Origin of the sequence: Cupriavidus sp. WGlv3, assembly GCF_023952475.1 — a bacterium.
GTDB lineage: Bacteria > Pseudomonadota > Gammaproteobacteria > Burkholderiales > Burkholderiaceae > Cupriavidus > Cupriavidus phytorum.
In genome coordinates this window covers 119,097-133,665 of record NZ_JALHRX010000002.1, presented here as the reverse complement: position 1 = coordinate 133,665, position 14,569 = coordinate 119,097, and the positions used below count along the sequence as shown (strand labels likewise).

The window sequence follows — 14,569 nt, the reverse complement described above, 5'->3', positions numbered from 1 at the left end:
ACGGGCCCTCGCCACGGCGGTGCCGCCCGCCGGCCCGCCCGCAGCCTGCCGCGCGCACCGGCAGGGTCGCGCGGCCCGGGCGCAAGGCGAAATACGAGCTTACAAACTGTGCCGCGCCGGACGCGCCGCGGCATCCGCGGCCATGTATGGTGACAATAGGGTGGCCGCCGGCGTGGGCCGGCCTGCCCGCCGACCCATGTCGGGTCCCGCTCCTGCCCTTCCATGTCTGATCCTTTCCAATCCGCTGGCCGCTATCCAGGTCGCCTTGGCGGCCGGCTGGCGCTGACCGCGCTGGCGGCCGCAGCCGGCCTCGCAGTGGCGGCTGCTGCACTGGCGCAGGTGCCCGCCGCGCCGGGCGAACCCTACCTCGATGCCCCGGTGGCCGACGCCGCGCAGCAGCAGGCCGATCCTTCCTCGCGCATCGCCACGCTGACCGCGGTCGACGGCAACCTCAGCTTTGCGCCCGCCGGCTCGGACGCCTGGGCCGCGGCCGGGCTGAACCGGCCGGTCACCACCGGCGACCGGCTCTGGCTGGACCCGGGCGGACGCGCCGAACTTCACGCCGGCACGGTGGCGCTGCGCATGGGCGGCGCCACCGCCGCCAGCATCCTGAACCTGGACGACAGCACCACCCAGGTCAAGCTGACCCAGGGCACGCTGCAGGTGCGCGTGCGTGCGTTGGCGCCGGGCCAGACCGTCGAGGTTGATACCCCCAACCTGGCCTTCGTGCCGCGCGAGCCCGGCGACTATCGGCTGGACGTGGCGCCCGACGGCAGCACCACCACCGTGACCATGCGCCATGGCAGCGCGGTGGTCTACGGCGACAGCCGCACGATCGAGCTGCAGCGCGGCGACCGCATGCGCTTTGCCGGCACCGACCTGGCCGATGCCGGCGGCGGCGCGGTGCCCGAAGACGCATTCGACCGCTGGACCGCGGCGCGCGACGCGCGCGAGGACGCTTCGCAGTCGGCGCGCTATGTGCCGCGCGAGATGCCGGGCTACGCCGCGCTGGACGGCTATGGCGACTGGCAGGAAGACCCTGGCTACGGCGCGATCTGGTTCCCGCGCGTGGTCAGCGCGGGATGGGTGCCGTACAGCGCCGGCCACTGGGCCTGGATCGCGCCGTGGGGCTGGACCTGGATCGACGACGCGCCGTGGGGCTTCGCGCCGTCGCATTACGGCCGCTGGGCTTATGTGGGTTCGCGCTGGGGCTGGGTGCCCGGCCCGCGCGTGCGGCCGTGCTATGCGCCGGCACTGGTCGCCTTCGTCGGCGCCGCCGGGCCGGGCTGGAGCGTGCGCGTGGGCAGCGGACCGGGCGTGGCCTGGTATCCGCTGGGACCGCGCGACGCCTACCGGCCGGTCTATCGCGCCAGCCCGACCTATGTCGCCCGCATCAACCGGGTTACGGTCAACAACTTCGTGATGGGCGACCGCCGCCCGCCGCCTTACGCCAACCGCAGCGTGCCGGGCGCCATCACCGGCATGCCGGCGCGCAACTTTGTCGAAGGACGGCCGGCGCGCGGCCTGCACCGCCCCGAATGGCGCAACCTGCCGACGGGCGAGGCCCACGGCGCGCCGCCGGTGGCGCCGGTCAAGGGCAGCCTGGTGGGTGCGGCGCCGATGCGGCCGCTGCCGCCGCAGGCGCGCCATGGCTTCGAACGCCAGGCCATCGCCGCGCGCGCGCCGGGGCGCCCGGCCACGGAAGACCTGGCGCGGCGCTTTGCGCGCGAGGGCGGGGTCGTGCCCGGGGCTGGCCCGGCCTGGCGCGGTGGCAACGAGCGCCGGCCCGGCCGCGACGCACGGCCGGTGCCGGACGTGCGCATGAGCCAGGCCGCGATCGCCTCGCGCGACCACGCTCCGGTCCAGCCGCGCCCCGGGCGTATCGATGCCGACGGCGACGGCCGCGCGGATCGCAACGATGCGCAGGCCCGCGGCGAGCCGTGGCGCGGCCCTGGCCGCGGCCAGAGCACCCGGCCCGACGAGGCGCGCGGCTTTGCCGGGCAGCCGGGCGGGCCCGGCGACGCCCAGCGGCAGCAACAGGCGACGCAGCGCGAACAGCAGCGCCAGCAGATCGAGCAGCAGTTCGAGCAGCAGCGCGCGCTGCGCGAGCAGCAACGGCAGCTGGAAGAGCAACGCCAGCAGCGCATGCCGCCGCGCCAGTGGGCCGACGGGCAGGAACGCCCGGATCCGGCGCGGCAATCGCAGGAGATGCAGCGCCAGCGCTTCGAGCAGCAGCGCCAGATGCAGGAAGCGCAGCAGCGCCAGGCCGAACAGCAGCCGCGGCAGATGCAGGAACAGCAGCGCGCGGTGCAGGAGCAGCAGCGCCAGCAAGCCATGCAGCGGCAAGCCGAGCAGCAGCGCCAGATGCAGGATCAGCAGCGCGCGGTGCAGGAGCAGCAGCGCCAGCAAGCCATGCAGCGGCAAGCCGAGCAGCAGCGCCAGATGCAGGATCAGCAGCGCGCGGCGCAGGAGCAGCAACGGCAGCAGGCCATGCAGCGGCACGCGGACCAGCAGCGCCAGATGCAGGAGCAGCAGCGCGCGGTGCAAGAGCAGCAGCGCCAGCAGGCCATGCAGCGGCACGCGGATCAGCAGCGCCAGATGCAGGACCAGCAGCGCGCGGTGCAGGAGCAGCAGCGCCAGCAAGCCATGCAGCGGCAGGCCGAGCAGCAGCGCCATATGCAAGAGCAGCAACGCGCGATGCAGGAACAGCAGCGGGCGATGCATGAGCAGCAGCGCCAGCAGGCGATGCAGCGCCAGGCCGAACAGCAGCAACGGCAGATGCACGAGCAGCAGCGGCAGATGCAGGAGCGCCAGCGCCAGCAAATGGACCAGCAGCGGCAAATGCAGCAGCAGCGCGCGCAGCAGGAGCGTGGCCAGATGGAGGCGCGCCAGGGCCGCGACGGCGATCGCCGCTAGTTGCGCTTGACCGCCGCAATGAAAAACCCCGGCATGCCTCGCGGCATGCCGGGGTTTGTGCTCGCGGTACCGGCCGCGTGTCCCGCTTTACTTCGCCAGTTCGGACAAGCGGACCTGCGAGATCTTGCCGTTCTGCACCCAGCCCACCACGGTGTCGGCCATCGAGCCGCCCTTGGCGTCGATGCCGTCGACTTCGTTGGGATTGACCTCCTTGGCCAGGCCCTTGACCGCATCCGGCATCTTCGCGCGGATCGCCGCGGCGTCGCTGGTGGTGCCGGCCAGCTTCATCGCCCCGGCCAGCGCATACACCATGGTGTAGTTCAGCGACATCTCGGTGGTGGCGTCGCGCCCGTCGTGCAGCTTCTTGTACCGGGCGTTGAAGGCTTGCGTGGCGGGGCGGCTGTCGTTGACCAGCGGCAGCACGCCGATCGAGCCTTCCAGCATGCCCAGGCCGTTGGTGACGCGGGCCATCTCGTCCATCTTGGCCTGGTCCATCACGATAAAGCCGCCCTTGAAGCCCAGCTCGCGCGCCTGCTTGACCACCAGCGCGGTCGGCTCCGACGGGCCGCCGACGAACATCACGTCGGGCTTCTCGCTGATGGCGCGCGACACGCCGCTGTAGAAGTCGGTGGCCTTGGTGTACGACATCGGGTTGTTCGCCACCACCTTGCCGCCGGCGGCTTCCCACGCCGGCAGGAAGGCCTGCACCCAGGCCTTGGCGTAGTCGTGGTCGGCCGGGGCCAGCGCTACGTTCTTGCCATAGCGCTTCATCTGCGCCTTGATGAACGGCTCGATATAGCCGGTATAGGCCGGCGGGATGCGGATGGTCAGCTTGTTGCCGGCATCGGTGATGCGCGGCACGCTGGAATAGGCCATCACCAGGAATTTCTCCTGCTCGTTGAAGGCCTGCAGCGCGAAGATGCCGCCCGAATGCGGCACGAACACCGCCGGGGTCTTGTGCTGCTGCACCAGGCGGCGCCCGTTGATGGCGGCCTCGGCGGGCGAGTACTTGTCGTCCAGCGCCACTACCTCCAGCTTGACCTTCTTGCCCTTGACCTCCAGGCCCGAGGCATTGATCTCGTCCACCGCCATCTGCACGCCCGACAGCACGTTCTTGCCATACAGCGCGGCGCCGCCGGAAAGCGGGCCGGTGTAGCCGATCTTGACCACTTCCTGCGCCAGCGCGGCGCCCGAGGCCAGCATCGCGGCCACGGCGGTGGCGGCCAGCGGGAAGATGCGGCGCATGAGGTTGTATTGCATGGTGTTGTCTCCTGAAAGTACTGCGCTTTGTTTGTTCCGCGGCCCCTGGTCGACCGCTTGTTTTCTCCCCTCTCCCGCAAGCGGGAGAGGGAGTACACAATCGGTAGTTGATGCCTTTGGTCCCTTAACCCCCGATATACGCCTTGCGTATCCCCTCATCCTTCAACAGCGCATCGCGATCCCCCTCCATCACGATCTTGCCGCTCTCGATCACATAGGCGCGATGCGCGATGCCCAGCGCCGCATAGGCGTTCTGCTCCGCCAGCAGCACCGTGGTACCCGCGCGGTTGATGCGCTGGATGATCTCGAACATCTGCTTGACCACCAGCGGCGCCAGTCCCAGCGACGGTTCGTCGAGCAGCAGCGCGCGCGGGCGGCTCATCAGCGCGCGTCCCAGCGCCACCATCTGCTGCTGCCCGCCGGACAGCGAGCCGGCCGCGTCGTCCTTCTTCTGCCGCAGGATCGGGAACAGTTCATAGACCTCGTCCAGCGTCTTGCGGATGCCCGCGCCGTCGCGCCGGTGCACATACGCGCCCAGCACCAGGTTCTTCTCCACGCTCATGGCCGGGAACAGCTTGCGTCCCTCCGGGCAATGCACCAGCCCGGCCTGCACGATCTGCGACGGCTTCATGCCGGACAGTTCGCGCCCGTCGAAGCGCATGCTGCCGCCGCTGATGCGGTGGATCGCGCTCATCGCCAGGAAGATCGAGCTCTTGCCGGCGCCGTTGGCGCCGAGCAGCACCACCAGCTCGCCGGCGCCGGCGTGCAGGGTGATGTTGTCGAGGGCGCGGAAGCTGCCGTACGACAGCGAGACGCGTTCAAGCTGCAACATGGTCGGCTCCCAGGTAGGCCTCGATGACATGCGGATCCTGCTGGATCTGCGCGGGCGTGCCTTCGGCGATCTTCTCGCCGTAGTTCAGCACCATGATCTTGTCGGCCAGCCGCATGATCATGTCCATCTTGTGTTCGATCAGGCAGACGGTCTTGCCATGGCGCACCATCTTGCGGATCAGTTCGGCCAGGCCGACGGTCTCTTCCGGGTTGACACCGCCGGCGGGCTCGTCGAGCAGCAGTAGTTCCGGGTCCGTCGCCAGCGCCAGCGCGAACGCCACGCGCTTGCGCGCCTCCTGCGTGATGTCGGCGGCGACCTCGTGCGCCAGGTGCGACAGGCCGACGAAGTCCAGCGCGGCCTCGGCCTTGTCGCGGCACAGCCGCTCTTCCTCGCGCAGGCGGCGGGTGTTGAACAGCACGTCGCCCAGGCCGGAGCGGGTGCGCAGGCGGTGGCCGACGATCAGGTTGTCGAGCACGGTGGCGCGGTCGAACAGCGCGGTGGCCTGGAAGGTGCGCGCCACGCCTAGGCGCGCGATCTGGTCGGCGCGCAGGCCGGCCACGTCCTGGCCCTTGAACAGGATCTGGCCGGAGGAGGGCGCATGGGTGCCCGCGACCAGGTTGAAGAAGGTGGTCTTGCCGGCGCCGTTGGGGCCGATGATGGCGTTGATATGGCCCTGCTCGAAGGTCACCGAGACCTCGTGCACCGCGGTCAGGCCGCCGAATTTCTTGGTCAGGTTGCGGATCTCAAGCATGGTCGGCTCCGGCGCGGGTGGTCGGTACAGCGGCGGTGTTGCTCGCGGCAGCGGGCTGGGCCAGCTTGCCGCGGCGCTCGGCGGCGGCCTTGCGCGCCTGCTTCTTCAGGTAAGAGCCGACGATGCCGTCGGGCACGAAGATGATCAGCAGCACCAGCACCGGGCCGAACACCAGCATGCGGTAGTCCTGCATGAACTGCAGCGACTGCGTGATCCACGGCACCAGCACCGCACCCAGCAGCGGCCCGAACAGCGTGCCGATGCCGCCCACCAGCATCGACATCACCATGTCGAAGGTCAGGTCGGTGCGGGCGATGTCCGGGCCCAGGAAGCGCACCTGCCCGGCGTACAGCGCGCCCGCAAAGCCGGCATAGCCCACCGACAGCACGAACGACAGCACCTTGGTGCGCATCAGGTTGATGCCAAGCGCCTCGGCCAGCGCGTCGCTGTTGCGCACGGCCATGAAGCTGCGCCCCAGCAGCGAGGTGACGATGCGGTGCATCAGGAAGACGCCGAGCGCCAGGAAGGCCAGCACCAGGTAATACTGCGCCGGCACGCTGTCGAAGCCGAGCGGGCCGATCGCCGCCGGCACCGGAATGCCGATCAGGCCCACGGTGCCGTGCGTCAGGCTTTCCCACTTCTCGATCAGCAGGTAGATGATGTAGCCCACGCACATGGTGAAGATCGAGAAATAATGGCCCTTCAGGCGCAGCGACACCACCCCGACCACATAGCCCAGCACCATGCACAGCACCCCGGCCAGCACGAACGCCAGCCAGAACGGCACCTGGTAGTCCACGGTCAGGATCCCCAGCGTATAGGCGCCGATGGCCATGAAGCCCCCGTGCGCCAGGTTCAGCTGGCCGGTATAGCCGGTGATCAGGTTCAGTCCGAGCGTGGCGATGGCATAGATGAAGGCCAGCGTCATCACGGTCAGGTAGTAGCTGTTGGGCGTGACCAGCGGGAAGGCGATGGCCAGTGCCAGCAGCAGCATCCAGCCGGTCTTTCCTTGCAGTGCTTTCATGTCTTGCTCCTCAGGCTGCCTTGCCGGCAAACAGGCCCTGCGGCCGGATCGACAGGATCACCACCAGCAGCACGAAGGCGATGATGTCCTTGTAGTCGGTGGAAACGTAGAAGCCGCCGAAGCTCTCGGCCATGCCGATGATCAGTCCGCCGACGATGGCGCCGGGGATGCTGCCCATGCCGCCGAGGATGATGATGACGAAGGCCTTGGTGATCACCAGGTTGCCCATGCTGGGGTAGACCAGGTTGATCGGCGCGTACAGCGTGGCGGCGATCGCGGCCAGCGCGCCGGAGATGGCGAACACCAGCAGCGTGACGCGCGTGGCGTCGATGCCGACCAGCGCCGCGCCTTCGCGGTTCTGCGCCATCGCCATGATGGTGGCGCCGGTCATGGTGCGCGTGAGGAACAGGTGCAGCAGCACCATCAGCGCAAAGGCGGCGCCGATGATCAGCAGGCGCTGCAGCGGCGCGGTCAGGCCGAACACGTTGACGATCTGGCCATAGGGCGTGGGCATGCGGTGAAAGTCAGCGCCCCACAGCGCCTGCGCGCCCGCTTCCAGGAACAGCAGGATGCCGATGGCGGCGATCATGTCGTGCAGCTCGGGCGAGTTGCGCAGCGGATGGAACACCAGCCGGTCGGCCAGCATCGACAGCACCGCCACCACCAGTGCCGCGCCCAGCATCGCCAGCCAGTAGTTCACGCCCAGCGCGGTCATCAGGTAGTACGACACGTAGGCGCCGGCCATGTAGAAGGCGCCGTGCGCGAAATTGGGCACGTGCAGGATGCCGTAGACCAGCGTCAGGCCCAGCGCCACCAGGCTGTACACGCCGCCCAGCGTCAGGCCGTTCAGGAACTGTTGAAGGAACAATGCCACGGGGGTACCTCTTACGTTTCGGGAAAGCAGGCACGCGCCGGCAATGGCCGTGCGTGTTCCGGCGCGGCGGCGCCAGGCGCGGCCGCGCAGTTGAAACTCGGGCGCAGTGGGTCAGGCCGGCGGCAGCGCGGGCTGTCGTGCCGGAATGCGTGCGACGGTGCGTGCGGTGGTGCGTGCGTCGTTGCGCGGGGGCGCTGGCTCCATGTGCGGGACCAGGCAATGGCGGTGCGCAATGCGGTGCTGCGGATGCTGCATGGCGGTGTCTCCTGTGCGATGCGGCGCGATGGCCGCCCGGCAAGCCGGACAGCGTTGCCGCCCGGTGACGCCGTGTCGGGAAAGTGTTCCCGCACGATCGTTCGTTTTCGCCGACTTTTGCATAGGCGCGCGGGCACCGTCAAGGAAAGCGGCCTGCTATTCCGCACCGCGAAATAGCGGCGGCCGCGCCTCCGGGTAAGCCCTGACGGACAGGGTCGCCATCATCGCTGCGCTACATGGTTTCCATGCCGCGCCTGCATGGTCCGGACCAGCTTGAAAAAGCCCCCGCCGCTTTCTATGGTGCCTTCATCAGCCCCAGGCACTGTCGCGGCAATCCACCCTGCAGTTTGCTGATGACCAGGGGGGAGAGCCGATGAAGATTGCGCAGATTGCACCACTCGCCGAACGCTGCCCGCCCAGCCTTTATGGCGGCACCGAGCGCATCGTTTCGTACCTGACGGAAGAACTGGTGCGCCAAGGGCACGAGGTCACGCTGTTCGCCAGCGGCGACTCGGTCACCGGCGCCGAACTGGTGCCGTGCTGCGACATGGCACTGCGCCTCGATGCGGACGTCGGCGACCATCTGCCTTACTACGTGATGATGCTGGACCGCGTGATGGCTGCCGCCGCGCGCTTCGATGTCCTGCATTTCCATATCGACATGCTGCAATGCCCGCTGCTGCGGCGCCTGCCGGTGCGCGCACTGACTACCTTGCACGGCCGGCTGGACCTGCCGGAGCTGCAGCCCTTCTATGCGCATTTCCCGCAATTTCCGCTGGTGTCGGTCTCCGACGCGCAGCGCGCGCCGATGCCGCCGGTGAACTGGGTGGGCACGGTGCACCATGGCATCCCGGCGACGCTGCTGGACTACTGCGCCAGTCCGGCGGGCGACTACCTGGCATTCCTTGGCCGCATCTCGCCGGAGAAGCGCCCCGACCATGCCATCGAGGTGGCCGCGCGCGCGGGTTTGCCGCTGAAGATGGCGGCCAAGGTCGACCGGGTCGACCGCACCTACTGGCAGGAAGTGATTCGTCCGCTGGTGGCGGCGCATGCCGAAGTCGAATACATCGGTGAAATCGACGAGTCGGCGAAGTCCGCGTTCCTCGGCAATGCGCGCGCGCTGCTGTTCCCGATCGCGTGGCCCGAGCCGTTCGGCCTGGTGATGATCGAGGCCATGGCCTGCGGCACGCCGGTGATTGCGTTCGACTGCGGTTCGGTGCCGGAGGTGATCGAGCCGGGCCTCAGCGGCTATATCGTGCACAGCGTCGATGAAGCGGTGGCCGCCGTCGCCAGCGTGGCCACGCTGCCGCGCGCCGGCGTGCGTGCCGCGTTCGACGCGCGCTTTACCGCGGCGCGGATGGCGCGCGACTACGTACGCATCTACCAGGGCTTGCCGCACCCCGGCGACGCGGGCCAGGCACATGGCGAGGCCGACGGAATGGCGCTCGCATAACCGCACACGACCACTGCTGGAGAGACCCCCTCATGCCTGCAGAATCCACGGAACATCCCCACCGCTCGGTGGCGGTCGCCGGCGCCGGCGAAGTCGCGCAGTTCTATATTCCCGCGGCGGCGTCGCTGCAGGAGCGGCGCCCGCGCACGCTCAAGCATGGCGACACCTTCGCGCTGTTCGACCATAACGGCGATGCGATCGGTGCGCCGGGCAGCCCCGAGGGGCTGTTCCATTTCGACACGCGCCACTTGTCCTTCCTGCGGCTGACGGTGGAAGGGCAGCGCCCGATGCTGCTGTCGTCGACGCTGCGCGACGACAATGCCGCGCTGACCTGCGACCTGACCAATCCGGACCTGTTCGACCAGGAGGGCGCGCTGTGGCTCGAGCACGACCTGATCCACCTGCGCCGCTCGCGCTTCCTGTGGAACGGCGCCTGCTATGAACGCCTGAGCGTGCGCAACTTCGACGACCGGCCGCGGCGCGTGTGCATCGATATCGCCTTCGATGCGGACTTTGCCGACCTGTTCGAAGTGCGCGGCACGCAGCGGCTGCGGCGCGGCACCTTGCACCCGCCGCAAGTCGACGGCGCCGCGGTCACGCTGAGCTATACCGGCCTGGACCAGGCGCGGCGCGAAACCCGGCTCTCGTTCGATCCGCAGCCGCAGGAGCTGAGCGGCAGCCGTGCCAGCTTCACGCTGCTGCTCAAGCCGTCGTGCATGCAGCTGCTGCGCATGGAGATCCGCTGCAAGTCGGTGGATCATGAGGAGCACGAGGCCCAGTCCTTCCTCGGCGCGCTGCTGCAGTCACGGCGCGAGTTGCGGCGCTCGTCCGGGCGCGCGGCGTCGATCACCACCTCGAACGAGCTGTTCACCGAAGTCGCGCGGCGCAGCCTCTCCGACCTGTACATGCTGCTGACCAACACCGTGCACGGACCTTACCCGTATGCCGGCATCCCGTGGTTCAGCACGGTATTCGGCCGGGATGCGCTGATCACCGCGTTGCAGACGCTATGGCTGGATCCCGAGATCGCGCGCGGCGTGCTGCAGTATCTTGCCGCGATGCAGGCCGAGACCGTCGACCCCGGCGCGGATGCCGAGCCCGGCAAGATCCTGCACGAGATGCGCCATGGCGAAATGGCGCGCCTCGGCGAGGTGCCGTTCGCGCTCTACTACGGCAGCGTCGACGCCACGCCGCTGTTCGTGCTGCTGGCCGGCGCCTACCTGCGGCGCACCGGCGATGTCGACACCGTGCGCGCGCTGTGGCCCAGGCTGCAGGCCGCGCTGGACTGGATCAGCGAATACGGCGACCGCGACGGCGACGGGTTCGTCGAATACGGCCGGCAGTCGCCGGAGGGCCTGATCAACCAGGGCTGGAAAGACAGCCGCGACTCGGTGTTCCATGAGGACGGACGGCTTGCCGCCGGCCCGATCGCGCTGGCCGAGGTCCAGGCCTACACCTACGGCGCCTGGCAGGCCGCGGCGCAGATCCGCGCGGCGCTGGACGACAGCGAGGGCGCGGCCCGCTATGCCGCCAGGGCGGAAGTGCTGCGCGACGCCTTCGACAAGCACTTCTATGACCCCGTGCTGGGCACTTATGTGCTGGCGCTGGATGGCAAGAAGCAGCCGTGCCGCATCCGCGCCTCCAACGCGGGCCATACGCTGTTTACCGGCATCGCGCTGCCGGAGCGCGCGCCCTCGGTCGTGGGCACGCTGATGCAGAGTACGTCGTTCTGCGGCTGGGGTATCCGCACTGTTGCCGCGGACGCGGCGCGCTTCAACCCGATGAGCTACCACAACGGCTCGGTCTGGCCGCACGACAATGCCCTGATCGCGGCGGGCATGGCGCGCTACGGCTACCACCCCGAAGCCAGCCGCATCTTCGAGGGCCTGTTCGCGGCATCGAGCTATATCGACCTGCGCCGCCTGCCCGAGCTGTTCTGCGGCTTTGCGCGCCAGCGCAGCCAGGGGCCGACCTTCTATCCGGTGGCGTGCGCGCCGCAGGCCTGGGCCGCGGCCGCGCCGCTGCTGATGCTGCAGGCCTGCCTGGGGCTGGATTTCGACACGCAGGAGCCGGCGATCACGTTCGAGAACCCGTCGCTGCCGCCGTTCCTGGACGAGGTGGTGTTCCGCAACCTCGGCGTCGGCGGCGGCAGCGCCGACGTCGCGGTGCGGCGTTCGGGCGAGCGCGTGGTGGTCGACGTGCTCGAGCGGCGCGGGCCGGTGCGGGTGCTGACGCGGAACTGATGCCTGGTCGCGGGCGGGTGCGGGCCTGTGCCGCAGGCTACGCGAGGTCTGCCGGCAGCGCGCGCAGGCACGCCACCAGCGCCGCGACCACATCGTCCTCCACCGGCTGGCGCCGCCACATCACGCCCACCGGCGGCAGGTCCCAGCTCAGCGCATGCGGCAGCACCACCGCGCCCCTGGCCTCGACCAGTTCGCTGGCAACGGCCTTAGGTACGATGGTCGTTGCCGCCGGATGCCTGCGCATCAGCGTGGCCATGGTCTTGATCGAGTAGGTTTCGACCATCGGCGTCGGCTGCGCCACGCCCGCCACCGCGAAGATGGTGTTGATGGTGCGTCGGATCGGCGTGTTGGGCGGCGGCAGGATCCAGTCGCGTTCGGCCAGCCGGTGCCAGTCGAGCGCGCCGCGCGCCAGCCGCGCCGCGGCCGCGGTGGGCACGACCAGCGCCGGCTCTTCGCGATACAGCGGCTGCTGCACGATGTCCGCGCCCGGCGCAAAGAAGGTGCGCGCGATGACGCAGTCCAGTTCATGCTCGCGCAGTGCGCCGACCAGCTCGTCGGTGGTGCCTTCGCGCACCAGCACCGACACCCGCGGGGTCTGCGCCAGGCCGAAGGTGCAGGCCGTATCGAGCACGCCGCGGCTGATGTACGGAATCACGCCGAGGCGCAGCCGGCCGGACAGCCCGGCTTCGATCGCCGCCAGTTCGCGCCCCAGCGCATCGGCATCGGCCAGTGTCAGACGGGCGTGCGCCAGCACCGCCAGGCCGGTGGAGGTGGGCTCCAGTCCGCGCCGGGTGCGGGTGAACAGCGGCACCATGAAGATGTCTTCGATCTCGCGCAGGGCCTTGGTCACGGCGGGCTGCGACAGGTTGAGTTCGGCCGCGACGCGTGACACCGAACGCTGCCGCGCCAGCGCGAGCAGCAGTGGCAGGTGGCGCAGGCGCAGCCGCGATACCAGGTTGTGGACCAGCTTGTCGGGGGCGATGGACACGGGGGGCTTGCCGCGCCGGGGGCGGGCGCGATGACGGTATTACCAGATGGTAATACAGCAATAACCAAACAGGCGAAGGTGGTTATTCCGCAACCCTATACTGGCCGGCATCACAGGAGCCTTCCCCATGTTCACCACCCGTCCCGAAATCGTTGGCACCTTTGGCGTTGCGGCGTCGACGCACTGGCTGGCCACGCAGACCGCCATGGGCGTGCTGGAGCGCGGCGGCAACGCCTTCGATGCCGCGGTCGCCGCGGGCTTTGTGCTGCAGGTGGTCGAGCCGCACCTGAACGGCCCCGGCGGCGAAGTGCCGATCCTGTACTGGAGCGAGCGCGAGCGCGCCATGCGCTCGGTATGCGGGCAGGGCCCGGCGCCGGCGCTGGCCGATCCCGCCGCGCTGCGCGCCATGGGCCTGGACCTGGTGCCCGGCATCGGCCTGATACCGGCCGCCGTGCCCGGTGCCTTCGGCGCATGGCTGACGATGCTGCGCGAGCATGGCAGCTGGACCCTCGCCGAGGTGCTGGCGCCCGCCATCGGCTATGCGCGCGACGGCTTCCCGCTGGTGCCGCGCATCGCGCGCGCGATCCTGGCGGTGCAGGCGCTGTTCCGCGACGAATGGCACAGCTCGGCGCAGACCTGGCTGCCCGACGGCAAGGTGCCGCGCCCCGGCAGCCTGCACACGCTGCCGGTGCTGGCGGCCACCTACACCCGCGTCGTCGAAGAAGCCCAGCGCCGCAGCGAGACCCGCACCGGCCAGATCGATGCGGCGCTGGACTGCTGGTACCGTGGCTTCGTCGCGCAGGAAATCGATGCGTACTGCCGCAGTACGCCGGTGCGCGACACCACCGGCGACAAGCACGCCGGCCTGCTGCGCCGTGAAGACATGGCAAGCTGGACCCCGGAGATCGAGGCGCCCGTGACCCTGGACTTTGGCCGCTATACCGTGGCCAAGTGCGGCATCTGGAGCCAGGGGCCGGTGTTCCTGCAGCAGCTCGGCATGCTGCGTCATGCCGGCCTGGAACAGCACGCGGTGGACTCACCCGAGTTCGTGCACCGCATTGCCGAGGCCGCCAAGCTGGCCATGGCCGACCGCCTGGCGTGGTACGGCGATCCCCGTTTCGCCGCGAGCCCGCTGGCGGCTTTGCTGGACGATGGCTACCTGGCCGCGCGCGCGCAGCGCATCGGCGCGCAGGCGGCGCTGTCGCTCGAGCCCGGCACCGTCAACGGCATCGCGCCGCGCCTGCCCGACCTGGCCGCGGCCACGCGCACGCTGCAGCGCGCCGACGTGCGCTTCGGCGTGGGCGAGCCCACCTTTGCCGAACTGCCGCCGGTGGCCGAGTGGGCCGAACAGGAGATCTTTGTCGGCGATACCTGCCATATCGACGTGATCGACCGCCACGGCAACATGGTCGCGGCCACGCCGTCGGGCGGCTGGCTGTCGTCGAGCCCGACCATCCCGGCGCTCGGCTTCGCGCTCAATACCCGCCTGCAGATGACATGGCTGGAACCCGGCCTGCCCAATACCCTGGCGCCCGGCAAGCGGCCCTGCACCACGCTGTCGCCATCGCTGGCGCTGCGCGATGGCGAACCCTACATGGTGTTCGGCACGCCCGGCGGCGACCAGCAGGACCAGTGGTCGCTGGCATTCTTCCTGCGGCATGCCGTGCATGGCATGAACCTGCAGGAGGCGATCGACGCGCCGGCCTGGCATGTCGACCACTTCCCGGCTTCGTTCTGGCCGCGCCAGACCGTGCTCAACCGCATCAGCATCGAATCGCGCTTCCCGGACAGCACGCTCGCGACCCTGCGCGAGCGCGGCCACGACGTGCGCGTGGGCGAGCCATGGTCCGAGGGCCGCATGTCGGCCTGCTCGCGCGAGTTCGACGCCCGCGGCCGGCTGGTGCTGCGCGCCGGTGCCAATCCGCGCGGCATGCAGGGCTATGCCGCCGGACGCTGACGATCCAACCGGTTCC

General features: G+C 69.6%; 11 protein-coding genes. 4 read left to right on the top strand and 7 right to left on the bottom strand.

Annotated features, from left to right (window positions below):
• Nucleotides 1-222 precede the first annotated feature (222 nt).
• On the top strand, nt 223-2,916 hold the full coding sequence (locus MKD38_RS04055) for a DUF6600 domain-containing protein (protein WP_252674778.1): 2,694 nt from the start codon (nt 223-225) through the stop codon (nt 2,914-2,916).
• Between the two features lie 87 nt (nt 2,917-3,003).
• Here the strand turns inward: MKD38_RS04055 and MKD38_RS04050 are convergent, their stop codons facing one another.
• The 6 genes from MKD38_RS04050 to MKD38_RS04025 all read right to left on the bottom strand — a co-directional run bounded on the left by MKD38_RS04050 (nt 3,004) and on the right by MKD38_RS04025 (nt 7,912).
• Nucleotides 3,004-4,176 (bottom strand): ABC transporter substrate-binding protein, encoded by a 1,173-nt coding sequence (locus MKD38_RS04050; RefSeq protein WP_252674777.1) that lies wholly within the window; start codon nt 4,174-4,176, stop codon nt 3,004-3,006.
• 124 nt (nt 4,177-4,300) lie between these two features.
• A complete protein-coding gene (locus MKD38_RS04045) occupies nt 4,301-5,008 on the bottom strand; it encodes an ABC transporter ATP-binding protein (RefSeq protein WP_252674776.1) in 708 nt (235 codons plus the stop codon).
• Nucleotides 4,995-5,759 (bottom strand): ABC transporter ATP-binding protein, encoded by a 765-nt coding sequence (locus MKD38_RS04040; protein ID WP_252674775.1) that lies wholly within the window; start codon nt 5,757-5,759, stop codon nt 4,995-4,997. Before MKD38_RS04040 ends, MKD38_RS04045 begins: the two co-directional genes overlap by 14 nt.
• Nucleotides 5,752-6,783 (bottom strand): branched-chain amino acid ABC transporter permease, encoded by a 1,032-nt coding sequence (locus MKD38_RS04035; RefSeq protein WP_252674774.1) that lies wholly within the window; start codon nt 6,781-6,783, stop codon nt 5,752-5,754. Before MKD38_RS04035 ends, MKD38_RS04040 begins: the two co-directional genes overlap by 8 nt.
• Before the next feature lie 10 nt (nt 6,784-6,793).
• Nucleotides 6,794-7,657 (bottom strand): branched-chain amino acid ABC transporter permease, encoded by an 864-nt coding sequence (locus MKD38_RS04030; protein WP_252674773.1) that lies wholly within the window; start codon nt 7,655-7,657, stop codon nt 6,794-6,796.
• Nucleotides 7,658-7,768: 111 nt separating this feature from the next.
• Nucleotides 7,769-7,912: a hypothetical protein gene (locus MKD38_RS04025; RefSeq protein ID WP_252674772.1), complete on the bottom strand. Its 144-nt coding sequence runs from the start codon at nt 7,910-7,912 to the stop codon at nt 7,769-7,771.
• Between the two features lie 373 nt (nt 7,913-8,285).
• Between MKD38_RS04025 and MKD38_RS04020 the strand changes: the two genes are divergently transcribed.
• Together MKD38_RS04020 and MKD38_RS04015 are read left to right on the top strand one after the other, a co-directional pair.
• Nucleotides 8,286-9,365 carry a glycosyltransferase family 4 protein gene (locus tag MKD38_RS04020; protein ID WP_252674771.1) on the top strand — a complete coding sequence of 360 codons (1,080 nt, stop codon included), beginning with the start codon at nt 8,286-8,288 and terminating at the stop codon, nt 9,363-9,365.
• Between the two features lie 32 nt (nt 9,366-9,397).
• On the top strand, nt 9,398-11,608 hold the full coding sequence (locus MKD38_RS04015) for an amylo-alpha-1,6-glucosidase (protein WP_252674770.1): 2,211 nt from the start codon (nt 9,398-9,400) through the stop codon (nt 11,606-11,608).
• A 37-nt stretch (nt 11,609-11,645) separates the two neighbouring features.
• Here the strand turns inward: MKD38_RS04015 and MKD38_RS04010 are convergent, their stop codons facing one another.
• Complete coding sequence (locus MKD38_RS04010; RefSeq protein WP_252674769.1) at nt 11,646-12,596, bottom strand: LysR family transcriptional regulator; 951 nt, start codon at nt 12,594-12,596, stop codon at nt 11,646-11,648.
• A gap of 127 nt (nt 12,597-12,723) precedes the next feature.
• Here MKD38_RS04010 and MKD38_RS04005 point away from each other — a divergent pair, with 127 nt between their 5' ends.
• Entirely contained in the window at nt 12,724-14,553 is a 1,830-nt protein-coding gene (locus MKD38_RS04005; RefSeq protein ID WP_252674768.1) for a gamma-glutamyltransferase family protein, read from the top strand.
• The last annotated feature ends 16 nt before the right edge of the window (nt 14,554-14,569 follow it).